Origin of the sequence: Rhodococcus sp. NPDC077669 (genome assembly GCF_040686915.1) — a bacterium.
Taxonomy (GTDB): Bacteria; Actinomycetota; Actinomycetes; order Mycobacteriales; family Mycobacteriaceae; genus Rhodococcoides; species Rhodococcoides fascians.
In genome coordinates this window covers 54,444-76,364 of sequence record NZ_JBFBMD010000020.1, presented here as the reverse complement: position 1 = coordinate 76,364, position 21,921 = coordinate 54,444, and the positions used below count along the sequence as shown (strand labels likewise).

The 21,921-nt window shown below is 63.2% G+C and carries 18 protein-coding genes and 1 riboswitch; of the genes, 4 read left to right on the top strand and 14 right to left on the bottom strand.

All coding sequences use genetic code 11. The features are described 5' to 3' along the window. From AB0P23_RS19680 to pruA, 3 genes are all read right to left on the bottom strand, one after another. A partial coding sequence (locus AB0P23_RS19680; RefSeq protein ID WP_363798906.1) for a DUF222 domain-containing protein occupies positions 1 to 750 on the bottom strand: 750 nt, incomplete at its 3' end. Positions 751 to 813: 63 nt separating this feature from the next. Beyond that, positions 814 to 1,758 carry a proline dehydrogenase family protein gene (locus tag AB0P23_RS19675; RefSeq protein WP_363798903.1) on the bottom strand — a complete coding sequence of 315 codons (945 nt, stop codon included), beginning with the start codon at positions 1,756 to 1,758 and terminating at the stop codon, positions 814 to 816. After that, positions 1,755 to 3,404, bottom strand: a complete 1,650-nt coding sequence (gene pruA / locus AB0P23_RS19670) for an L-glutamate gamma-semialdehyde dehydrogenase (RefSeq protein ID WP_283348582.1) — start codon at positions 3,402 to 3,404, stop codon at positions 1,755 to 1,757. The genes AB0P23_RS19675 and pruA overlap by 4 nt, the downstream gene beginning before the upstream one ends. A gap of 100 nt (positions 3,405 to 3,504) precedes the next feature. On the opposite strand from pruA, the gene AB0P23_RS19665 reads away from it, so the two are divergent. After that, entirely contained in the window at positions 3,505 to 5,076 is a 1,572-nt protein-coding gene (locus tag AB0P23_RS19665) for a helix-turn-helix domain-containing protein (protein ID WP_283348581.1), read from the top strand. Here the strand turns inward: AB0P23_RS19665 and AB0P23_RS19660 are convergent. The 4 genes from AB0P23_RS19660 to chvE form a co-directional block, all read right to left on the bottom strand. Beyond that, positions 5,061 to 6,086, bottom strand: coding sequence for a LacI family DNA-binding transcriptional regulator (locus tag AB0P23_RS19660; RefSeq protein ID WP_222067280.1), 1,026 nt, complete (start codon positions 6,084 to 6,086; stop codon positions 5,061 to 5,063). The two genes, AB0P23_RS19665 and AB0P23_RS19660, sit on opposite strands and share 16 nt — an antisense overlap. Positions 6,087 to 6,159: 73 nt before the next feature. After that, complete coding sequence (gene mmsB / locus AB0P23_RS19655) at positions 6,160 to 7,488, bottom strand: multiple monosaccharide ABC transporter permease (protein ID WP_027495782.1); 1,329 nt, start codon at positions 7,486 to 7,488, stop codon at positions 6,160 to 6,162. Beyond that, positions 7,485 to 9,023, bottom strand: a complete 1,539-nt coding sequence (gene mmsA / locus AB0P23_RS19650; protein ID WP_363798898.1) for a multiple monosaccharide ABC transporter ATP-binding protein — start codon at positions 9,021 to 9,023, stop codon at positions 7,485 to 7,487. The genes mmsB and mmsA overlap by 4 nt, the downstream gene beginning before the upstream one ends. A gap of 8 nt (positions 9,024 to 9,031) precedes the next feature. Continuing rightward, positions 9,032 to 10,168 (bottom strand): multiple monosaccharide ABC transporter substrate-binding protein, encoded by a 1,137-nt coding sequence (gene chvE, locus AB0P23_RS19645; protein ID WP_027495784.1) that lies wholly within the window; start codon positions 10,166 to 10,168, stop codon positions 9,032 to 9,034. A gap of 328 nt (positions 10,169 to 10,496) precedes the next feature. Between chvE and AB0P23_RS19640 the strand changes: the two genes are divergently transcribed. Then, positions 10,497 to 13,325, top strand: coding sequence for a TrlF family AAA-like ATPase (locus AB0P23_RS19640; RefSeq protein ID WP_363798895.1), 2,829 nt, complete (start codon positions 10,497 to 10,499; stop codon positions 13,323 to 13,325). A 280-nt stretch (positions 13,326 to 13,605) separates the two neighbouring features. On the opposite strand, the gene AB0P23_RS19635 is transcribed toward AB0P23_RS19640, so the two are convergent. The 4 genes from AB0P23_RS19635 to AB0P23_RS19620 form a co-directional block, all read right to left on the bottom strand. Then, complete coding sequence (locus AB0P23_RS19635) at positions 13,606 to 14,409, bottom strand: hypothetical protein (RefSeq protein WP_027495785.1); 804 nt, start codon at positions 14,407 to 14,409, stop codon at positions 13,606 to 13,608. Between the two features lie 32 nt (positions 14,410 to 14,441). Continuing rightward, positions 14,442 to 14,756, bottom strand: a complete 315-nt coding sequence (locus tag AB0P23_RS19630; protein ID WP_032371369.1) for a multidrug efflux SMR transporter — start codon at positions 14,754 to 14,756, stop codon at positions 14,442 to 14,444. 13 nt (positions 14,757 to 14,769) lie between these two features. Next, positions 14,770 to 14,833: riboswitch (guanidine-III (ykkC-III) riboswitch) on the bottom strand. 45 nt (positions 14,834 to 14,878) lie between these two features. Further along, positions 14,879 to 15,613 carry a TIGR03943 family protein gene (locus AB0P23_RS19625; RefSeq protein WP_032374216.1) on the bottom strand — a complete coding sequence of 245 codons (735 nt, stop codon included), beginning with the start codon at positions 15,611 to 15,613 and terminating at the stop codon, positions 14,879 to 14,881. Continuing rightward, positions 15,610 to 16,560, bottom strand: a complete 951-nt coding sequence (locus AB0P23_RS19620; protein ID WP_230073686.1) for a permease — start codon at positions 16,558 to 16,560, stop codon at positions 15,610 to 15,612. Before AB0P23_RS19620 ends, AB0P23_RS19625 begins: the two co-directional genes overlap by 4 nt. A gap of 151 nt (positions 16,561 to 16,711) precedes the next feature. On the opposite strand from AB0P23_RS19620, the gene AB0P23_RS19615 reads away from it, so the two are divergent. Together AB0P23_RS19615 and AB0P23_RS19610 are read left to right on the top strand one after the other, a co-directional pair. Then, complete coding sequence (locus AB0P23_RS19615) at positions 16,712 to 17,419, top strand: response regulator transcription factor (protein WP_027495789.1); 708 nt, start codon at positions 16,712 to 16,714, stop codon at positions 17,417 to 17,419. Positions 17,420 to 17,445: 26 nt separating this feature from the next. After that, positions 17,446 to 18,828, top strand: coding sequence for a HAMP domain-containing sensor histidine kinase (locus tag AB0P23_RS19610; protein ID WP_363798909.1), 1,383 nt, complete (start codon positions 17,446 to 17,448; stop codon positions 18,826 to 18,828). Between the two features lie 5 nt (positions 18,829 to 18,833). Here AB0P23_RS19610 and AB0P23_RS19605 read toward each other — a convergent pair whose 3' ends face one another. The 3 genes from AB0P23_RS19605 to AB0P23_RS19595 are packed head-to-tail and all read right to left on the bottom strand — an operon-like array spanning position 18,834 to position 21,765. Next, positions 18,834 to 19,937 (bottom strand): AbrB family transcriptional regulator, encoded by a 1,104-nt coding sequence (locus AB0P23_RS19605; RefSeq protein ID WP_363798891.1) that lies wholly within the window; start codon positions 19,935 to 19,937, stop codon positions 18,834 to 18,836. Continuing rightward, positions 19,934 to 20,344: a universal stress protein gene (locus AB0P23_RS19600; RefSeq protein ID WP_027495792.1), complete on the bottom strand. Its 411-nt coding sequence runs from the start codon at positions 20,342 to 20,344 to the stop codon at positions 19,934 to 19,936. The genes AB0P23_RS19605 and AB0P23_RS19600 overlap by 4 nt, the downstream gene beginning before the upstream one ends. 35 nt (positions 20,345 to 20,379) lie before the next feature. Continuing rightward, positions 20,380 to 21,765: a citrate:proton symporter gene (locus AB0P23_RS19595; protein WP_032374219.1), complete on the bottom strand. Its 1,386-nt coding sequence runs from the start codon at positions 21,763 to 21,765 to the stop codon at positions 20,380 to 20,382. Positions 21,766 to 21,921: the final 156 nt, after the last annotated feature.

Below are 21,921 nucleotides of genomic sequence, written 5' to 3'. Positions count from 1 at the left end.
GAGGTAGGCCCGTAGTTCGGAGTCGACGCAGAACTGTCCTTCCGACATTCCGTCGGACCCCTGCTCACCGAGGTAGAAGAACGCATCCCGTTTCCGTGGCTTCGGCTTCGCGTTCTTGTCCTCGTCCTCGTTCTCGTCGAAGTCGCCGTCGGGATCGAGGATCGAGTCCAGATGCGCCACCAGTGGCGCGAAGTCGTCGGGCCGCCTCGTCGAGGCGAGACCCACCAACTGCTGTTCGGCGCGATCGCGTGTCTGCGGATCCACACTCGACGGTAGGTGCCGGAAGAATTCGCGGATCATCTGCACGTGCTGGGCATCGAGCAGTCCTGCCCGCACCGCTGCAGCGGTGTGCGGCAACAAGGGAGGCAGCACTTCGCCGGACAGTGCGGTGCGATCCCCCAACTCCGCAGCCAGACGCACTCGCGCCCCGGCAGCACGTGGGGTGATCCGCAGCATCCACGCCACCGAGCACGGCACCGACCCCGGATAGACATCGAGGCCGTGCTGTGCGATCAGTTCGTTGAGCCAGGTGTGCGAATACGCCGTCACAGACCGCGAGACAGCTTCCATGCGTTGGACCACCGCACGCCGGTCGGCATTCGACCACGACACCGACGCCTGCCCCGCCAACTCGGCGACCGCCGACTCCACACGGTCCACCAGCACCGACAGTTCGGGGTCGGACACGACGGGGGCAGGCGGCACCGTCTCGATGCCGTCCACCCCTGATCCGCCGTCCCCCGAAAGCATGAACAGAATCTACCGCGACCCACCGACACACTTTCGAACACACGTTCGCCGATCCGAGTGAAGTCAGTTGCGAGAGAGCAGCGACCGCGCGAAGAACATCAGGTTGGCCGGCCGCTCTGCGAGTCTGCGCATGAAGTAGCCGTACCACTGCTCTCCGTAGGGCACGTAGACACGCACGTGCTTTCCGGCGTCGACCAGTCGTCGTTGTTCCTGGTCGCGGATTCCGAACAGCATCTGGAACTCGAAGTCGGCTGCGGACCGTCCGGCGTTCGCGGCGAGCCGCTCCGCCGCCTCGATCATCTCGGGATCGTGGGAGGCGACCATGGGGTAGCCGCTGCCGTTCATCAGCACTTCCAGGCACCGTAGGTAGGAGTCCGAGACGTCCCGTGCACCCTGGAACGCCACCGACGCGGGCTCGTTGTACGCGCCCTTGCACAGGCGGATGCGAGATCTCGGTCCGGACAGCTCCCTGCAGTCGGCCTCGGTTCGTTTCAGGTACGCCTGCAGCACCGTGCCGAGATCGGGAAAGTCGTGCCGCAGTTCGCGCACGATGGACAGGGTCGAGTCGGTGGTGGTGTGGTCTTCGGCGTCGACGGTCACCCACACTCCCGCCGCTGCTGCGGCGGTACAGATCTCGCGCGCGTTCTCGAGCGCGAGCGTCCGGTCGATTCCCTGACCGAGGGCCGAGAGTTTGAGCGATACCTCGAGCGCGGTCTCGGCGGTACTACGCGTCGAAAAGCGTTGTATCAGTGACAGGTACGACTGCACGGTGGCCGTCGCCTGTGCGCGGTCGGTGGTGTCCTCGCCCAGATAGTCCACCGAGACGAATCGTCCCGACGCCAGCAGGGCATCGACGGCGGTGACCACGGCGGGCTCCGATTCACCAGCGACGAAGCGGTCGACGAGCGATCGGGTGGCACGCAGCCGCGTCACGGTGGCCTGCAATTTCGGTGAGCGTGCGGCCGCCAGCAGAGCCGGCCGCAGTGGGTTGCTCAGCACTGTGGTCATCGTGTGCCCTCGCCTTCCTGATGGGGGTAGCCGTGTGCGGTCGGCGGGACGAACGTTTCCTTGACCGTGCGTGCCGATGCCCAGCGCAACAGGTTCTGCGGTGAGCCGGCCTTGTCGTTGGTACCCGACGCACGCGCTCCGCCGAACGGTTGCTGACCCACGACCGCGCCGGTGGGCTTGTCGTTGACGTAGAAGTTTCCGGCGGCGAATCGCAGTGCCGAATGGGCCTGCTCGACGGCCGTGCGATCGGTGGCGATGACGGCACCGGTCAGTGCGTACTTCGATCCGGTGTCGACGGTGCGGAGTACGTCGGCATAGGCGTCGGGCCGGTTGTCGTCGTAGACGTGCACGGCCAGAATGGGGCCGAAGTACTCGGTGGTGAAGGCTTCGTCGGTGGGGTCGTCGCCGAGAAGAACTGTGGGAGAAACGAAGTATCCTTCCGTGTCGTCGCACGTTCCACCGGCGGCGATGGTCAGACCGGTCACGGATTTCGCGCGGTCGAGCGCAGCTGCGTTGCGGTCGAACGCTTTTCGGTCGATGACGGCACCGCCGTAGTTCGACAGGTCGGTGACGTCGCCGTACTTCAGGGCCGACACCTGCTCGATGAACCTCTCACCCATGCGAGCCCACAGCGACTTCGGTACGAATGCTCGCGAAGCGGCCGAACACTTCTGCCCCTGGAAGTCGAAGGCACCGCGAATCATGGCTGTGGTCAACACGTCCGGATCGGCCGAGCTGTGCGCGACGACGAAATCCTTGCCGCCGGTCTCGCCGACGAGCCGCGGGTAGGAGTGGTAGTTCGAGATGTTGTTGCCGACCTCGCGCCACAGCGTCTGGAAGGTCGCAGTGGATCCGGTGAAGTGGATGCCCGCCAGGCGTGGATCGGCCAGGGCTACTTCGGAGACCATCGGACCGTCGCCGAGGACGAGGTTGATCACTCCCGGCGGCAGACCTGCCGCCTCGAGCAACTGCAGCGTCAGGTACGCGGCGACTGCTTGGGTGGGCGACGGCTTCCACAACACCGTGTTGCCCATCAGTGCGGGCGCTGTGGGGAGGTTACCGGCGATGGCGGTGAAGTTGAACGGTGTGATCGCGTAGACGAAACCCTCGAGCGGGCGGTACTCGACGCGATTCCACACGCCCGGGGCCGACACCGGCTGATCGGCGAGGATCTGTCGTGCGAACGCGACATTGAACCGCCAGAAATCGATCAGCTCGCACGGTGCGTCGATCTCGGCCTGGTAGGCCGACTTGGACTGCCCGAGCATCGTTGCGGCAGCAATCCTTTCGCGCCACGGACCCGACAGCAGATCGGCCGCGCGCAGGAACACTGCAGCTCGCTCGTCGAACGGAAGATCGCGCCAGGCCGGTGCAGCTGCGGTCGCTGCGGAGATCGCGTCCTGCACGTCCCGGTGCGTTGCCTCGGCGAAGCTACCGATGACCGAGGCGTGCTTATGGGGTTCGACCACATCGGTATCGGTGCCGGCGGCGTCGCGGTGGACACCGCCGATCACCTGATGGATGCGGACGGGGTTCGCACGCAGTTCGTCCAAGCGGATGCGCAGCCTGGCGCGCTCGGCGCTTCCGGGGGCATAGGTGTTGACCGGCTCGTTGACCGGGGTGGGAACTGATGTGACCGCGTCCATGGTGGCTCCTCGCACTCGGGTGTGTGCTGCTCATTGAAGTCGCATCGACAGCCCGTTCAATCAGCTCATCGGCCAAAGAATTCGTGGTGTACTTGTCCGCATGGCCAACACCGTGACGCTGCGTTCTCTCCTGACGTCGCTGCACAGCGCAGTGGTCGAGCTCGTGGTCGCTCCGGTGGGAACCGAGATCACCGTCGAGTCCGTGGCCCTGCTCGACGGCGACGACCTTCGTCGACCACCGGGAACGGCTGCCGATCTGACCCTGCTGGTCGGCGTCACCGAGACCGATGCGCTGCGTTGGTTCGACGATCTGGCGTTGCGTCCGGTGGTCGACAGGCCCCTTGCGGTGCTGACCAAGGTGGCCGACTCGACCGCGTTGGCCCACGCTGCCCGAGAGACCGGAATCGCCTTGGTCGCGGTACACCACCAGACCCGCTGGGAACTGCTGCTGTCGACGATGCGCGGGGTCCTCGATCAGTCACGCTCACCGGCCTCGGACGACGGGCTGTTCGGAGCGGACACCGATCTGTACGAGCTGGCGCAGACGGTTGCGTCCTTGACCAAGGGCATGGTGAGCATCGAGGACGAGCGCTCGCACGTATTGGCGTACTCGGCATCGGACGACTCGGCCGACGAGTTGCGGACCCTGTCGATCCTGGGGCGAGAAGGACCGGCCGACTACCTTCGCCGTCTGCACGAGCGCGGGGTGTTCGACCGACTCCGCCGTACCGACGACGTCATCGACGTACCGGCCGATGCCGAACTCGGTATTCGTCGACGCCTTGCCGTCGGGATACGTCGAATACGCGGCGCAGCAACAACACTGGGAACGATCTGGGTTCAGGAAGGCGCGCGTCCGCTGTCGGTGGACGCCGATGCGGTGTTGCGCGGAGCGTCGGCGGTCGCCGCCCGGCTGATCACCCGCATCGCGAACGCCCCGACCAACGAGGCGCTGCAGATTCAGCGACTGCTCGGCGCGCGGGGTGGCGGCGTGGACATTCCGTCGCTGGCCGCGGCGCTGTCGATTCCGACCACGGGGACGGCCGCGGTCGTCGGATTCGCCGCCTGTGGTGAATTCGACATCACCGGTCTGGCTCCGTCGATCCGGTTGCACGCCAGCGCATTCAGGCGAGACTCGCTGGTGACCGTCATCGGCGAGAGAATCTACGTACTGTTCTCCGGAGCTGCGTCGGGGACGGCGATTCCGGTGTGGACCGCAGATGCCGTGTCGCGCATCGAGACTCGAACCGGACTGTGCTTGCGCGCTGCGGTGGCCGCGCCGATCGCCGATCTCGACGGGGTGGCCGCAGCCCGGTTCGAGGTCGACCGAGTATTGGACGCGACCACCGGCGACGTTCGCGTCACCACGCTCGCAGAGTCGAGAACGTCTGTGCTGCTGGGTGAGATCGTCGACATCATCTCGAATCACGAGCAGTTGCGGGACCCGCGCATCGCAGCGCTGGATCGGTACGACGCCACCCACGACGGCGCGATGCGCGAGAGCCTCGAGACGTATCTGGCGTGCTTCGGTGACGTGCGTGCGGCAGCGGAGAGGCTGCACATTCACCCGAACACGGTGCGCTACCGCATCCGGCGCGTCGAGCAGATTCTGGAGTTGGATCTGTCGGATCCGGACGCGCGATTGTTGGTGGAGATTCAGCTGCGGATGTGAGCGTCACGGGCCTCGGCAGTGCTGGACCGGATCACCAGGCTCGGCTCGATGCGCGAGCGACGGGTGCTGCGGTTGCCGGAATCGATCTGGGCCAACAGTATTTCGACACTGCGGATGCCGACCTCGCTGAATTCCTGACGGATCGTCGTCAGGGGAGGGGAAAAGAACTCCGCGTCGGGAACGTCGTCGAAACCGACCACGCTGACGTCCGTCGGAACTTTTCGGCCGTGCACTTCGAGGGCGCGCAACACCCCGAGCGCCATCGCGTCGTTTCCGGCGAACACCGCTGTGACATCCGGGTTCTCGGCCAATCGGCAGCCGGCCTCGAAGCCGGACTTCGCGGTCCAGTCGCCGGCGAGAACGAGTGGCGGTTCGACACCGGCCTGCTCGTGGGCCGAGCGCCACCCGATGACGCGGTCGGCCGCCTCGTACCAACCCGAGGGGCCTGCGACGTGCCAGACGGCGCGGTGACCGAGTGAGAGCAGATGTGTGGTGGCGGACTGCGCGCCGGCGACCTGATCGACCGAGACGACCGCCAGATCGCCGGCAGGCGATCCTTCGACGGCCACCAGTGGCAGTTCGGCGGCCAACTCGGCGATGTCGCCGCCGTCGGTGCTCAACGGCGCGATGACGACGACGCCGTCGACGCCCTGTTTCTGCAACCTGCGCACGCAGGTGCTGATCGCCACCTCGTCGAACGAGGTGGGGACGCCGACGACGACGGAGTATCCGGCCTGTCGTGCGGCCTGTTCGACGCTGTAGAGCGTCGACACCGGCCCGTACAGAGCGTTGCCGGTGCCGACGATCCCGATGGTGCTGCTGCGGCCGGTGACCAGAGCGCGAGCTGCGGTGTTCGGCCGGTAGCCGAGCTCCGCGATCGCCTGCTCGACCCTCGTTCTGGTCGCCTCGGTGACGTTGGGATGGCCGTTGATGACCCGAGAGACGGTCTGGTGGGACACACCCGCGAGCCGAGCGACGTCGGTCATGGCCGGTCCGCGGGTCGGCGTCATCGCACGCATCCTCCTTCGCTGGTCGAACACCATCTCAGCATGCCCGGACCGGATCGGCGCGTCACCGCCCGGATCACGTCGTTTTCGTCATCGATGCAGAGGTCGGCGGTGCCGGCTTTCCGGGCTCGCCGGGGGAGAACATCTCAGCGGGTACTGGTACGCCCAGGTAACTGGTGGGAGACGCGGCTTTGTCTCCCTTGCCGCCCTTACCGCTCGCCGCACGACGCTTGGTCCAGATGTCGAACGCCACGGCGGCGAGCAGCACCAGACCCTTCACCAATTGCACTCTCTCGCTGGGTGATCCGATCAGCGACATGCCGCTGTTGATCACGGCGATGATGAGTCCACCGGTCAGCGCGCCGACGATGCGGCCGACGCCGCCCTGTACGGCTGCGCCACCGATGAACGCCGCCGCGATGGCGTCGAGCTCGAAGCCGTTGCCCGCAGTAGGACCGGCCTGGTTGAGGCGTCCGGCGAAGATGATTCCGGCCAGAGCCGAAAGGACACCCATGTTGACGAAGATCCAGAACGTGACCGGCTTGACCTTGATACCGGACAGGGACGCGGCGTGAATGTTTCCGCCGATGGCGTACACGTGCCGACCGAATACGGTCTTGCCGGCCAACGTCGAGTAACCCATGACCAACACGGCGAGCAGGATCAGCACGTACGGCAGGTTCTTGAAACGAGCCAACTGGACGGCGATCGCAAGCACGAGAGCGGCGGCGAACGCCATCTTGATCAGGAACAGCGGCATCGCGTCCACGGTCTGGCCGTACTTCTGCCGGCCCGTTCGGGAACGCCACTGGCTGAACACGATTCCAGCGACCGCGAGAATCGCGACGAGCAACGTGAAGATGTCCGCCCCACCCAATGGCCCGAGTCCCACATTGCCCATGAAGCCGGGCAGGAAGCCGTTGGACAGTGTGCGTACCGGTCCGGGGAACGGCCCGATGCCCTGGTTGCCGAGGACGATGAGAGTCACCGCGCGGAAGACGAGCATTCCGGCGAGGGTGACGATGAACGCGGGAATGCCGAAGTACGCGACCCAATAACCCTGCCAGGCACCGATCAGGCCGCCGACGATCAACGTGATCAGCACCGCCAGTGGCCACGGCACGTTCTGTTGGACCATGAGGACACCGGCGATGGCTCCGGTGGCCGCCACCACCGATCCGACGGACAGGTCGATATGGCCGGCGATGATGATGACGACCATGCCGATGGCCAGAATGAGAATGTACGAGTTCTGCACCACCATGTTGCTGATGTTCTGCGGCACCAACAGCTGACCTCCGGTCAGCACGGTGAAGAGCACGATGATCAGCGCGAACGCGATGAAGATTCCGCTCTGTCGGAGGTTTCGCGTGAGCAGCCCCCGAACGGTCGACAGCTGGTTCATCGAAGTACTCCTGTTCCACGGGTCATGAGATGCATGAGAGATTCCTGGGTTGCGTCCTCGCGGTCGACCTCACCGGTGATCCGGCCGGCGGACAGCGCGTAGATCCGGTCGCACAGACCGAGAAGTTCCGGAAGTTCGGACGAGATCACCAGCACTGCCTTTCCGGCGTCGGCGAGTTGGTTGATGATCGAATAGATTTCGAATTTCGCGCCGACGTCGATTCCTCGCGTCGGTTCGTCGAGGATGAGCACGTCGGGATCGCTGAAGATCCATTTGCTCAGCACGACTTTCTGCTGATTGCCGCCGGAGAGTTTGCCGACCACGGCGGAGACGTTCGGTGCCTTGATGTTCATGCTCTTGCGGAAGCCCTCGGCGACCTTGTATTCCTGGTTGGCGTCGACGAAGCCTCCCGTCACCAACTTGTCCAGCGCCGCGGTGGAGATGTTGCGCTTGATGTCGTCGATCAGGTTCAGCCCGTACCGTTTCCGGTCCTCGGTGGCGTACGCGATGCCGTGATGGATGGCATCGTTGACGGACTTGACGTGAATTTCCTTGCCGTACTTGTAGAGCCGTCCCGAGATGTCGATCCCGTAGCTTCGGCCGAAGACGCTCATGGCCAACTCGGTACGGCCGGCACCCATCAATCCGGCGAGGCCGACGATCTCACCGCGCCGCAGCGTGAGGTTCGCCTTGTCGACGACGGTTCGGCCCTGCTGGGTCGGACTGTGCACGGTCCAGTCCTCGATGCGCAGAACTTCCTCTCCCACAGTCGATTCGTGGGGCGGAAACCGGTGCTCGAGATCGCGGCCGACCATCAGTGAGATGATGCGATCCTCGGTGACGTCCGGGTCTCGCATGTCCAGCGTCTTGATGGTCTTGCCGTCCCGAAGGATCGTGGTCCGGTCGGCAATGGCCGCGATCTCGTTGAGCTTGTGCGAGATGATCACGCACGTGATGCCCTCGTCCCGTAGACCGCGCAACAGATCCAGCAGATGTGCGGAGTCGGAATCGTTGAGTGCCGCAGTGGGTTCGTCGAGAATGAGCAGGGTCACGTCCTTGGACAGTGCCTTGGCGATCTCGACGAGTTGCTGCTTGCCGACGCCGAGATCGCTCACGACGTTGACGGGATTCTCCCGCAGCCCTACCCGGTTCAGTAGGGCTGCGGCCTCGGAATTCGTTCGGTTCCAGTCGATGAACCCGCGCTTGGACCGCTCGTTGCCGAGAAAGATGTTCTCGGCAATGGAGAGATGCGGACTCAACGCGAGTTCCTGATGGATGATGACGATGCCCTCGGCCTCGCTACTCCGGATGTCGGAGAACGAGCACTCTCGACCGTCGAACACGATGTCGCCGTCGAATGTGTCGTGCGCGTACACACCCGACAACACCTTCATGAGCGTCGACTTGCCTGCTCCGTTCTCGCCGCAGATCGCGTGGATCTCGCCGCGATTCACCGAGAGAGTGACATCCTGTAGCGCCTTGACGCCGGGAAATGTTTTGGTGATGCCGCGCATCTCCAGAATCGGGCTCGTCATCGCCGAACTCACTTCAACTGATCCTCGGTGTAGTAGCCACCCTCGACGAGCAGCTTCTCGTAGTTGTCCTTGTAGACGATCTCGGGCTGCAGCAGGTACGCCGGAACGACCTTCTCGCCGTTGTCGTAATCGGTGGTGTTGTTGGTCTCGGGAGTTTGACCGTTGAGCATGGCCTGAGCCATCTGGATCGTGACCTCGGCCAGCTGGCGCGTGTCCTTGTAGATCGTGGAGTACTGCTCACCGGCGATGATCGACTTGACCGACGGCACCTCGGCGTCCTGTCCGGTGACGACCGGGTAGGGCTGACCGGCGGTTCCGTAGCCGTTGCTCTTGAGCGCGGACAGAATTCCGATCGACAGACCGTCGTACGGGGAGAGCACGCCCTGAACCTTCTGGCCCGAGGAGTACGTCTTGGTCAGCAGGTCTTCCATGCGCTTCTGTGCCGTCGCCGGATCCCAGCGCAGGGTGGCAGCGGTTCCGAAGTCGGACTCGCCACTACCGATCTTCAGAGTTCCCTTGTCCAGGTACGGCTTCAGAGTCTCCATGGCACCGTCGAAGAAGAAGGTGGCGTTGTTGTCGTCGGGCGAACCGGCGAAAACCTCGATGTTGAGCGGGCCGGCGGGTGCGTCGGCCTTGTCGGTGCCGTCCTCGTTCTTCAGCCCGAGGCCGACCAACAGCGAGGTGGCCTGGTCGACGCCGACCTTGTAGTTGTCGAACGTCGCGTAGTAGTCGACGTCCGGGGAGTTGCGGATGAGCCGGTCGTAGGCGATGACACCGATGCCGTTGTCCTTGGCTTCCTGCAGCTGGGTGGTGATGGCGGTGCCGTCCACCGAGGCCACGATCAGCAGCTTCGCGCCCTGGGTGATCTGGTTCTCGATCTGGTTGACCTGGGTGGGAATGTCGTTCTCCGCGTACTGCAGGTCGACCTTGTATCCCTGGCCCTCCAACGCGCTCTTGAGGTTGTCGCCGTCGGCGATCCAACGGGCGGAGGACTTCGTCGGCATGGTGACACCGATCAACGCACCTGCGGTGCTGCCGCCCTCGGCCGGAGCCTCGTCTGCGGTCTTGGTACTCGATCCGCACGCACCGAGCGTGAGGGTGAGGGCCACCGCGGCCGTAGCCATGGATAGCTTTCGAAACTTCATCGTTTCTCCCTGTGTTTTGAGGTAGACCGTGAAGCGGAGGCCGTCGGGTGGTCCCGTGTGGTTCGCATCACATCAAAACGAAAGTGTGAGCGATAACATCGGCATTGTCAAAGATTTCTTTTTGCACCCCGCGTGAGCAGTGTGAGCGCTAACATTTAGTCGCGGCGGCACCGAAACTTCGACTCCCTGCTTTCAAACGCTCACCGACCCCGCCATCATGGCCAACATGGCCGATAACGAACCGCATACCGGATGGTCTCCTGTCGGACTACGCCGCTAGTGTCTTAAAGCACTGAACCGGGTCCGGAGTGAAAGAGGACGGCGCACCATGAGCAGCTACGAGGTCGAGTACGCCAGAGGGTCTGAGTGGAGAAAGTGGGACCTTCATGTCCACGTCCCAAGCGCAACCGGTGCCGAGAACCGTTACACGATGCTGGCCAACGGTGAGCCAGACTGGGACAGATTCTCTACCCTTGTCGAGGCTTCGGATGTTGCCGTCGTTGGAATTACAGATTACTTCAACTTGGATCGCTACTTTGATTTCGTCGCTGCATTCAGGCGCAAATTTCCCACGTCTGACAAACGTTTTCTTCCGAACATGGAGGTTCGCTTGAATGAGGCTGTCAACAAGGCGGGGGAGGAAGTAAATCTGCACCTAATATTTTCTGATAGCCTGACCGTAGACGATGCAGACCGGTTTATGCGTTCATTGCGAACCGAACTGCACACATCAGACGATCGGCAAATGTCCTGCCGTGACCTCAAGACTGCAGAGCACCTCGGTTCCGCGACGGTAACCCGGAAAGCGATTGCCGATGCGATTAGAGATACCTTCGGGGTGAAGAACGACCAGCAGGATAGTGTCCTTATCTTGACTTCCGCGAAGGGTGATGGCATACGCCCACAGCGTGGAGCAAAACGCAAAGCGAACTTGACTGACGAGATTGATAAAATGTCTGACGGTTTCTTTGGTAGGTCGACGAGCAGCGAATATTTTCTCAATACGTCGCGTCTAGAGAATGAGCATGATGAAATCCGTGCAAAACCGGTTTTCTCCGGCTGCGACGCTCATACATTCGACGATCTCAAGGACCGTCTTGGAAAATCGATCTCAGATGGTCCCAACCAAACTGAAGTAACCTGGGTTAAAGCCGATCCAACTTTTTCTGGGCTGCGTCAAACTTTGATTGAACCGTTGGACAGGGTGCGAATACAGCCGACGATTCCAGATTCGAAGGAACCGTACAACGTCATTTCAAGCGTGTCTTTCTCTGATACCAGTACCTTTCCTGCTGAAATCAAGTTCAATCAGAATCTCTGCTCCATCATTGGTAGTAGGTCTTCCGGAAAATCGTCTCTCCTAGCTTATATCTCACATGCAGTCGATCCGCAGCTAACGGTGGAGCAGCAGATTGCCGCGCGAATTGCGGCCAATTCGGAAGCAGCAGGTCCGGCAGCAGGTTACCGTTGGTCGCAGGTGCCTGCTGGCACATGTCAAGTAAACTGGGGCGGTACGGCAGGCGGCTCTGGGCAAGTTATCTATATTCCGCAAAACTCTTTGTACGCGATCAGCGAGCGCCCTGACGAGATCACCCAGAAGATAAAGCCCGCGCTGTTTCGTGATGATGCCGAGTTTCGGGCTGCAACGGAACGGGCGACAGCCGACCTTGAATCGGCAGATTCCGCGATGGAACACGCAATCAAGCTCTGGTTTGATCTTTCTCTAAAGATCGAGAAGGCGGAGCAAGACCTGCGATCCATGGGCGATCCCGATGGAATCGCTGCGGTGAGGGATGAGCTAGCAGCCGAAATCAACAAGCTTCGGGATGAGTCGTCGTTGACGCCGGAGCAGGTGCAGCAGTATGAAGAGGTTATCCAGGACATCGCAACTTCACGAGTGCACGCAGCCGAGATTGAGGAGAAAATGCGGCAATTATCGGTGTACGTGGAGCCTCAGGCGGACAGTGGGAACAGCGCAGGGCAGCTACAAAATTGGGCGGTAACGGAAGCTGTGGGCGTACAAGTCGAGACCATTCCGACCCCTTCCGATGTGCATCAGACTCTCGCATCTGAGATCACCAACCTAGTACTAAGTACCCGCGAATCCATTCGCGAATCTCTCTCGAACTTGTTGGTCAACGCTCGTACACAACTGGAGGCTGATTTGCGTGAGGCCCGCCTCTCTGGTCAGCGACTGGAGGCGGAAAACGCCGATCTTATCGCAATGAACGCTATGAACGCCGAGCTGGATTCGGTTGTCCAGCGGCATCAAAACCAGGTGGAAACGCTAAAGCGCATAGAGGTCCAGAAAGACGCGATCTTACGACTGACCGCGCAGCAGGCTGAATCAGCAAATTCGGTGAAGGGGTCCTTGGGCACACGTAACGATGCGTTAGCAACGCTTCGCACTGTATTTGATCGGCGACGGCATGAGTTGGACGAAATGGTACTGGGTATGGAGATTTCCCTGAACCCCGACACCGTTGAGGCGCTGAGTCAAGATCTCCACAAACAAAACAAGAGTCCATTCTTGACCGAAGATAAAGTGCTCAATTTGGCGCACGTGCAAGCCAACCCAGAAGTATTCATGCGTGCTTTGGCCTCAGGCACGCAGAAAGTGAAGCAAGGAAGAAGTCCGGCCGACGTAGCGGCTGCAGTGCTACAAGCCACGCCTGAGGTTCGATATTTTGCTGAACTCGATGGGGACAGGGTGGGAGGTTTCGCGGTTTCAACGATGACCCCTGGGAAGCAAGCTCTGTTTGCATTGACCTTAATCCTCAACGAGTCAACCGATAAATGGCCTCTACTTATTGATCAGCCAGAAGACGACCTTGATAGCCGGTCCATTTTTGAACAAATTGTTCCTTATCTCGTGAAAAGGAAGTCGGACCGGCAAATAATAATGGTTACTCACGACGCGAACCTAGCAGTCGGAGCGGATTCTGAACAAATAATTGTTGCGAACAGGCATGGAGACGACCGGCCGAATGCGAATGGGCGGACTTTCGATTACAGATCTGGCTCTTTGGAGCACAGTGGGCCGATGATAGATCATGCGGAGGCTCTGAAAGTGTGTGGTACACGGGAGCACGCGTGCTTAATTCTGGACGGGGGTGAAGATGCGTTCAGGAAGCGGCGCCAGAAATATCAGATTTGAGATTGGTTGCTTTCGCCTGCCCGCTGAACGCCGCGGGCCCAAGCGCTTGCCGCCAACCGATCTTACGACCTCTACCTCCAGCTGCAGAATGAGATCCCGGCCGACCCTGCGTAGGCCGAAGCTGGTCTCGTAGCTGATATCGAAAGACGGGAAGATCTGACTGACAATTACTTTGACTGGAGATGTCGATAGATAGTCGGCTTTGTAACACCGGCCTTCTCCGTTCCACAGGGACTGGCCAGCGGAGAGTCTGTCGGCGGCGCCGGCCACCGGGGGCCCGTCAGTGCAGCTCGTGCACCGACTGCTTACCGCTCTTGAGCCAGCGGCTCGGCAGCCGGCCGACCAGCTCGCCGAGTGGATGCACCGCCGCCGAGAGGATCTCCACGGAATCCTGCAGGATGTCGATCGAGATACTCATACGCTCGATGTTCGGAGCCACGGACGTCAGCGTCTCGGACAGTTTGACCAACTGGTCCAGCGGCCCGCCCTTGGCCGTCAGACGCTCGACGGCACCGTCCTCGGCCAGCATCGTCTCGAGGATGCCGTTCTCCGCGATGGCCCGTTCGATCAGACCGTCCTGACGCGTCAACACCTCGAGCGGACCGTCCTTCGCCGTCAGGCGCTCGAGGGGGCCGTTGGTGGCGGTGATCCTGTCCAGAAGACCGCCTTCGGCGAGCAACCGCTCGAGCGGTCCGTCCTCGGCGAGCAGTCGGTCCAGCGGTCCGCCGGGAGCGAGAATGCGTTCGACCGGCCCACCCGGAGACAGCAGACGCTCGAGCGTGCCGTCCTCGGACGTGAGTCGATCGACGACGCCGCCCTGGGCAAGTAGGCGGTCGAGTGGCCCGCCCTCTTTCAGGGCGTTGCCCAACGCGCGATCGTCGGAGGTGAGCTGGCCGAGCTGGGTGAGCAGCTGCATAGTGCCGCCGCGCGGATTGGCGAGCGACGCCACACCGGCCGTGCCGGACGCGCCGGTGGCCAACGCCATCCTGGTGGTCGCCAACGCGACCTCTGCGACGCCGATCGCCTGCTCGGCGATGGCCAAGCCGGCCCGTGCGGGCAGTGTGATCGCTGACACCCAGTTCATCGTTTTACTGTAACTGCTTGTAGCCGGGAAAATCAGTGAAGAACCTTCAGGCCCACAACGCAGCCGACGATGCCGACCAGAAGTACGACTTTGAGGAACGACGCTGCTTCGGCACCGGTGATCATCGCGTACGCCACGGTAAGGGTGGCACCGATTCCCACCCACACCGCATACGCGGTTCCGGTGGGCAACGACCGCATCGCTACCGCGAGACCGATCATGCTGAGCACCACCGCGACACCGAAAACGACCGATGGTCCGAGTTTGGTGAAGCCCTCGGATTTACCGAGCGCTGTCGCCCAGATCGCTTCGAGAACGCCGGAAACGACGAGAATCAGCCATGCCATGAGAAATCACCTCTCGGCACCGTCTTGTCGCTGTTCGGGTACGGCGCGCCTCGTCCGATTGTCGGAAGTGACCTGTACGACGGTACCAATTTTTCTTCGGCGGGGACGCGAATTTTCCGGTGTCAGTACGCGTACGTGTTCGTCGGCGGGTCGATGCGCCGGGCCGTCGAGACCGTCATCGTGGGGGTGAAGGCGGCGGCTTCGGTCGCGGTCGATGCGTCGACGGTGCCGGTGAGCTGCAGCCAAGTTCCGTCCGGAACATCCTCGAGGACAGTCGAATTCGAGTCCAGGTGAATTCGGATGGACCGCGCGTCGGCCGCGCAGCAGATGATCAGGACACGGGCGAGATCGAGACCGTCGGTTGTGCCGTCGACGCGCGGCGACCCACCGTTCGCGGTCGCTACGGCGAATCCGGTGACACTGATCTCCCGGCCGTCGAGGCTGTCCTCGGAATCTCGGACCGCCCGCTGTACGACGTCGAGCAACGGGACGTCCGGTGCCTGCCCGTCGGGTAACGGCGGGAAGGGTGTCTTCTCGTGGGTCGAGACGGCGTCCACGGATCGGTCGCCGACCGCCGAGACACCGAGCGCGGGCGGGGCGACGAGGAGGATCACCGCAATCGGCACGAGCAGCAGCCAATACGGGCGTGCGTCGTGATCGTGGCCGTCCGTCGGCCCACCGCGCAGGATGTCGGCGACGATCGAGGCTGCCGCGAGGACGACGATCAGCACGCCCGCGATCAGCAGATACGGATGCAGCGACGGTTTGACGTATCGAACGAAGCTGCCGTCGAGCGAGATCTTCACGATCGCTCCGCCGAAGAGGAACAGCAGGACGTTCTGCACCTCGCGTTTCATCGCGCGCCGATCAGGAATCCGCCGACGACCGAGGCGCACACGATCGCCACGACGAAGGTCAGTGGTGCGAAGCGGACGACGAAACCGCGCCCGAAGCTGCCTGCCTGCATCGCCATCAACTTCAGATCGACGGCCGGGCCGACCACCAGGAAGACCAGGCGCGGCAACAGCGGCAGCATCGACATACTGGCCGCGACGAACGCGTCGGCCTCCGAACACAGCGCCAACAGAACCGCCAGTACGGCCATCACCACGATGGCCAGCAGAAGCTGACCGGCCAGGTGCTCGTACACCCGATCGGGAATCACCAGGTGCAGGGCCGCGGCCGCCGCGGCACCGAACACCAGAAACGCCCCGGCCTGCAGCAGGTCTGCACGAGCCGACTCGCGGAACGTCTCCCACTTCGAGCCGTCGTGATCGTGACCACGATCCGCCAGCCGCGCGGTGATCCACTCGGCCTTACCGAATCGCGTCCACAGCCAGCCCATCACTACGGCGGTGGCGAGCGAGGCGAGGAACCGGGCGAGAACCATTGCCGGCTCACCAGGAAAGGCCACCGCAGTCGACACGAGAACGACGGGGTTGATCGCCGGTGCCGACAGCAGAAATGCCAGAGCGGCCGACGTCGGCATTCCCTGGTCCATCAACCGCCGGGAGACGGGAACAGCACCGCACTCGCACCCGGGCAATGCCATCCCGGCGAGTCCGCTCACACCGACGGCCGCGGGCTCGTTCTTCGGGACCACACGTCGAAGCACGGCCGGGGAGACGAACGCGGCGATGCCGCCGCTGACGAGCACACCCAGCACCAGGAACGGCGTCGCCTGCACGAAGATCCCGGTGAAGACGGTGGCTCCGGTTCGCAGGGCAGGGGAGGCGGCGACCCACTCGGCGAGGTACGGACCTGTCACGATGCCCAACACGAGCAGAGTTGCGAATACGTGCATGGAAGTGACCGTCGGCCTGCGCCTCGTGCGGCGATCGGTGTTCGCAGGGAGCATCGCGCTCCATCATGCCCTCTCTTGGGGCCCCTCTCTGTCGGGGCTCACAGCAACCTCACAGCGAGAGTCCAGCGGACGAGCAGCAACGCGCGCGATGATGGACACCGTGAGCGAAACCCCCGAAGCGCGTGTACTGATCGTCGACGACGAACCGACCATCGTCGAGCTGTTGGCGGTCAGTCTCAAGTTCCAGGGATTCGAGGTCGCGACGGCGTCCTCCGGCCCCGAGGCCCTGGACAAGTCGCGTACCTTTCGGCCCGAGGCACTGATCCTCGACGTCATGATGCCGGGCATGGACGGCTTCGGTCTGCTGCGCAGGCTGCGTGCAGACGGAGTGGATGCTCCGGCGTTGTTCCTGACGGCGCGAGATTCCGTGGAAGACAAGGTGACCGGTCTGACGCTCGGCGCGGACGACTACGTCACCAAGCCGTTCAGCCTCGAGGAAGTGGTGGCTCGGCTCCGAGTGATTCTGCGCCGGTCCGGTCGGACCGAGGAGACCGAATCGTCGCGAGTTGCGTTCGCGGACATCGAACTCGACGACGACACCCACGAGGTGTGGAAGGCAGGCGAGCCGGTCTCGCTCTCGCCGACCGAGTTCACGCTGCTGCGGTACTTCATGGTCAATGCCGGAACAGTGCTGAGCAAGCCCCGCATTCTGGATCACGTGTGGCACTACGACTTCGGCGGTGAGGTGGGAGTGGTGGAGTCGTACGTGTCGTATCTGCGTCGTAAGGTCGACACGGGCGATACCCGATTGATCCACACATTGCGGGGCGTCGGCTACGTCATGCGGCAGCCGCGGTGACCGGCCTCCGCTCACGGCTGGGGGACATCCCGCTGCGCTTCACTCTGGTTGCTGCCCTGCTGCTGTTGGTCGGGCTCGGACTGCTGGCATCGGGTGTCGCGGTGACGTCCTCGTTGGAGACGTCGTTGATGCGTCGCCTCGATCAGCAGCTGGTCGAGGCATCTCGGGGATGGGCGCAACCGGACTCCCGCCCACTTCCGCCCATCGGCGAGCCCAACCCTGGTCGCCCACCGTCGAATTTCTACGTCCGGTCCGTGGCGAACGACGGCACCGTACGGGGACCCATCAACGATGTGGCAGAAAGTGTTCCGGATCTATCCGGTGTCACCGCCGATCGCCCGACGACGGTCGGCTCCGAGAGCGACCCAGGGAAACAGTGGCGCGTGTTGACGGTGACCAACAGTGACGGATCCACCACTGTGGGAATTCCGCTGGGTCCCAATCAGCAGACCGTCAGCCGACTGATGGTGCTCCAGTTGTACATCGGAGCAGCGGTATTGGTGGTGTTGGGTGTGGTGGCGTACTTCGTGGTGCGGCGCAGTCTGCGGCCGTTGCGCGAGGTGGAGACGACGGCAGCTGCGATTGCCGCAGGCGATCTGCACCGGCGGGTGCCCCACCGCAGTGAGAGAACGGAAGTCGGTCGACTGTCGGCGGCGTTGAACGGAATGCTCTCGCAGATACAGCGGGCGTTCGCAGCGACCGCCGCCTCGGAAGAAGCGGCGCGGGCGTCCGAGGATCGGATGCGTCGGTTCGTCGCCGACGCCAGCCACGAACTGCGGACTCCGCTGACGACCATCCGGGGATTCGCCGAGCTGTACCGGCAGGGGGCGATGAGCGACATCGCATTGTTGATGACGCGGATCGAGGGCGAATCGGCGCGCATGGGACTGCTCGTCGAGGATCTGCTCATGCTCGCGCGACTCGATGCCCAGCGTCCCCTCGAGGTACGTCGAGTCGACGTGCTCACCATCGCCGCCGATGCCGTGCACGATGCGAAGGCCGTCTCGCCCGCACGCGACATCTCGTTGAAGGTATCGGCAGGACCAGGTATTCCGGAGGTCGCCGGCGACGATGCCCGGCTGCGTCAGGTGTTGGCCAACCTCGTGGGGAACGCAGTGCGGCACACGCCCGAGTCCGCGTCGATCACGGTGTGCGTGGGCACCACCGAGGAGTCGGTGGTGCTCGAGGTGCAAGACACCGGCCCTGGGCTGGGTGAGGAGGAAGCAGCTCACGTCTTCGAGCGCTTCTATCGCACCGACTCGTCCCGGACCCGTGAGAGCGGGGGCAGTGGGCTCGGCCTGTCCATAGTCGCAGCCCTGGTCGCCGCCCACAACGGGACCGTGGACGTGCGAAGTACTCCAGGCGCGGGTGCCACGTTCCGGGTCGAACTATCCAGGGCTGCAGACTGATCCGCTCACCCGGCCATGGACCGATCCTTCTTGCGTTCGGCGATCTTGGTGTACGCGGCAGCAGCGAGGGGCGCGGCCACGAGCATCGACACCAGCCGGATCACCTGAACGCAGGCGACGAACGTGACGTCAGATCCCGTCGTCGCGGACACGGCGAGCACTGCGGCCAGTCCGCCGGGCGTCGTCGCGAGATAACCGGTCAACATGCTGACTCCGGTGACGGCGGACAGTGCCCAGCCCAGGAGTGCGCAGATCAGACCGATCGTGAGTACGAGCAGCGCGGCCCACGGGAAGATGCGTCCGATGGCCCGCAGGCTGGCGACGGTGAAGGCAAGTCCTGCTTGCCATCCGATGACGATGAACGCCAGCGGCAGCAGTACTTCCGGGACGGAGATGTCTACGGGCCAGCCGAGTAGCTCGCAGGCTCCGGCGACGATCAGCGGTCCGAGCGTGGCGGGGGCGGGGAGTCGGATCGTCTTCGCGAGCAGGATTCCGACGACGACGGCACCGATCAGAAAGGCCGTGCCGATGTACCACGGTGTCGTCGACGCCTCGTCGCTACCGGACGTGCCACCGGTGTCGGTGTGAAAAGCGAAGGTGACGATCAACGGCATCGTGACGACCACCAACGCCACGCGTAGATACTGGACCACGGCGACGATGCGCTCGTCGCCGCCGAGCTCGCGGGCGACCGACACCAGACCTGTTGCGCCACCGGCAATCAGAGACAGTGCTCCGGTCACCGGATCGACGTCGCGGTGCAGTGCCAGCAGGGCGCCGCAGCCGGCACTGACGATCAGGGTCGCCAACCCGACGGTGACCGCGGGAAGCCAGTTCTCTCCCAGCGCAGCGAGAGTGTCGGTGTCGAGCATGAGTCCGATCGTCACCGCCAGCGTGCCCTGCGCTGCCATGGACGCGGGACGGGGGACCGCGGCCGGACCCAACCCGGTCAATGCGAACACCACGGCGACGACGAGTGCGGCGAACAGCGACGGCGCGGTGAGGCCCAGACTCGCGAAAAGGGCCCAGCCCCCGACGGATACGGCCGCGAGGCCGATCCATCGGAGGCTGTGCCGCACTACGGTCGTCACCTTGCCGGCAACGATCACGCTCCGGACTTGACCAGTAGAACCGGAACCGGAATTTCGAGCAGCAGGCGCTGAATCGTCTGTCCCATCAGGAACTTGCCGACTGCCGAGCGGTGCCGGGAGCCGACGACGAGGATCTCGGACTTCTGCTCCTCCACCAGAGTCAGCAGAGTGTTCACGGCGTCGGGATCGGGGCGACCCACCGCCACGGTCCAGGCCACGGCCTCGGCGTTGTCGATGTCGGCCAAGGCGGTCTCTACTGAGGTGGAGACCGCAGCGGTTTCGCCTGCCTCGGCGGACGGCTCGGCCGATCCCGACAGTGCGTGCAGGACGACCAGATCGGTCTCTCTGATCCGAGCTTCTCGAACGGCGGCCGCGAGTGCTGCGCGGCCCTCGGGTGAGTTGTTGTGCAGTACGCCAACAGTCATGACGGTGTCTCTTTCAGGAAGGTGGGGGTGAGGGATCAGCCGAACGGAATCTGACCGAGGACGATGCCGACCGCCAGCATTGCGAGGGAGACGACCACCGCTCGCCACAACACCTTCTTGTGGTGATCGGCCAGCGAGACTCCGGCCAGGGTCACCAGGAGCAGGATGGCCGGAACCAGCGGGCTCTGCAGGTGGACGGGCTGACCGGTGATCGAGGCACGGGCCATCTCGACCGGGTCGATGCCGTACTTCTCGGCGGTCTCGGTGAGCACCGGCAGGATGCCGAAGTAGAACGCGTCGTTGGTCATGAAGAACGTCAGCGGGATGCTCAGGATGCCGGTGATGACGGCCAGGTACGGGCCCATTCCCGGCGGGATGACGTTGAGCAGCCACTCGGCCATGGCCTCGACCATGCCGGTGCCCTGGAAGACGCCCGTCAGGATTGCTGCGGCGAGCACCATGGCGACGACGGAGACGATGGAGGACGAGTGCCGAGCGATCGCGTCGCCCTGCTCCTTGACCTTCGGGAAGTTGACCGTCAGCGCGATCGAGGCAGCGATCATGAACAGCACCGGGATGGGAAGAATGTCCATGACCAGGATGACGAGGAGAACGACCGTCAGAGCAGCGTTGAACCAGAGCAACTTCGGGCGCAGCGTGTCGCGATTGGGGTCGAGACCGTCGAAGAATTGACCCGATTCGCCGGAGCCGTCCGATCCGCCGGTTCCCGCTCCGCCGGTTCCCTTGCCGCCCTTGCGGATGCTTCCGCCGCCGCCCGAGGAAACAAGTTCGGGTTCGTAGATCAGCTTGCCGATGCGTCGACGCTCCATGATGCCGAGGTGAACGGCGAAGAGCAGCACGATGATCAGGCCGACGATCATCGACGGAACCATCGGAACGAACACGTCGGACGGGGAGATTCCCAGAGCGGATGCAGCGCGAACCGTCGGGCCGCCCCACGGGATGATGTTCATCGTGCCGTTGGCGAGTCCGGCGACGACCGTCAGAATGACCGGGCTGACACCGAGTTTCAGGTAGAGCGGCAGCAGTGCGGACGTGACGATGATGAAGGTGGTCGAGCCGTCGCCGTCGAGCGAGACGACCATGGCCAGAATGGCCGTTCCGACAACAAGTTTCATCGGGTCGTTGCGTACGACACGCAGGATGCCGCGCACCAGTGGGTCGAACAGTCCGACGTCGATCATGATTCCGAAGAAGATGATGGCGAAGAACAGCAGGGCCGCGGTGGGGGCCAGGGACTTGATGCCGTCGGTGATCATGTCACCGATGCCGAGTCCCGCGCCGGCCAGCAGACCGAAGATGACGGGGACGAGGGTGAGTGCGACGACGGGCGTGGCTCTCTTGGTCAAGATCAAGAACATGAAGGCGGCTACCATGAGGAAGCCGAGTATCACCAACATCGTGCACTCCTTCTCGAAATGTGTGAGGTGGGTCCGGTTGGACTACGTGTTGTGACTGAAGTTACGTAACCGGCATCACATGTTCGCCGTTGTGCGCACTACCCGCGCAAGCAACGTAAAGAGTCTTTTGCGCATTGTGCTCGAGCAGCTCTCGCT

What these genes read in the sequence shown, in the direction of transcription:
- AB0P23_RS19675 (WP_363798903.1), bottom strand. Translation starts at nt 1,758, where the DNA reads ATGACCACAGTGCTGAGCAACCCACTGCGGCCGGCTCTGCTGGCGGCC.
- pruA (WP_283348582.1), bottom strand. Translation starts at nt 3,404, where the DNA reads ATGGACGCGGTCACATCAGTTCCCACCCCGGTCAACGAGCCGGTCAAC.
- AB0P23_RS19665 (WP_283348581.1), top strand. Translation starts at nt 3,505, where the DNA reads ATGGCCAACACCGTGACGCTGCGTTCTCTCCTGACGTCGCTGCACAGC.
- AB0P23_RS19660 (WP_222067280.1), bottom strand. Translation starts at nt 6,086, where the DNA reads ATGACGCCGACCCGCGGACCGGCCATGACCGACGTCGCTCGGCTCGCG.
- mmsB (WP_027495782.1), bottom strand. Translation starts at nt 7,488, where the DNA reads ATGAACCAGCTGTCGACCGTTCGGGGGCTGCTCACGCGAAACCTCCGA.
- mmsA (WP_363798898.1), bottom strand. Translation starts at nt 9,023, where the DNA reads ATGACGAGCCCGATTCTGGAGATGCGCGGCATCACCAAAACATTTCCC.
- chvE (WP_027495784.1), bottom strand. Translation starts at nt 10,168, where the DNA reads ATGAAGTTTCGAAAGCTATCCATGGCTACGGCCGCGGTGGCCCTCACC.
- AB0P23_RS19640 (WP_363798895.1), top strand. Translation starts at nt 10,497, where the DNA reads ATGAGCAGCTACGAGGTCGAGTACGCCAGAGGGTCTGAGTGGAGAAAG.
- AB0P23_RS19635 (WP_027495785.1), bottom strand. Translation starts at nt 14,409, where the DNA reads ATGAACTGGGTGTCAGCGATCACACTGCCCGCACGGGCCGGCTTGGCC.
- AB0P23_RS19630 (WP_032371369.1), bottom strand. Translation starts at nt 14,756, where the DNA reads ATGGCATGGCTGATTCTCGTCGTTTCCGGCGTTCTCGAAGCGATCTGG.
- AB0P23_RS19625 (WP_032374216.1), bottom strand. Translation starts at nt 15,613, where the DNA reads ATGAAACGCGAGGTGCAGAACGTCCTGCTGTTCCTCTTCGGCGGAGCG.
- AB0P23_RS19620 (WP_230073686.1), bottom strand. Translation starts at nt 16,560, where the DNA reads ATGCACGTATTCGCAACTCTGCTCGTGTTGGGCATCGTGACAGGTCCG.
- AB0P23_RS19615 (WP_027495789.1), top strand. Translation starts at nt 16,712, where the DNA reads ATGGACACCGTGAGCGAAACCCCCGAAGCGCGTGTACTGATCGTCGAC.
- AB0P23_RS19600 (WP_027495792.1), bottom strand. Translation starts at nt 20,344, where the DNA reads ATGACTGTTGGCGTACTGCACAACAACTCACCCGAGGGCCGCGCAGCA.
- AB0P23_RS19595 (WP_032374219.1), bottom strand. Translation starts at nt 21,765, where the DNA reads ATGTTGGTGATACTCGGCTTCCTCATGGTAGCCGCCTTCATGTTCTTG.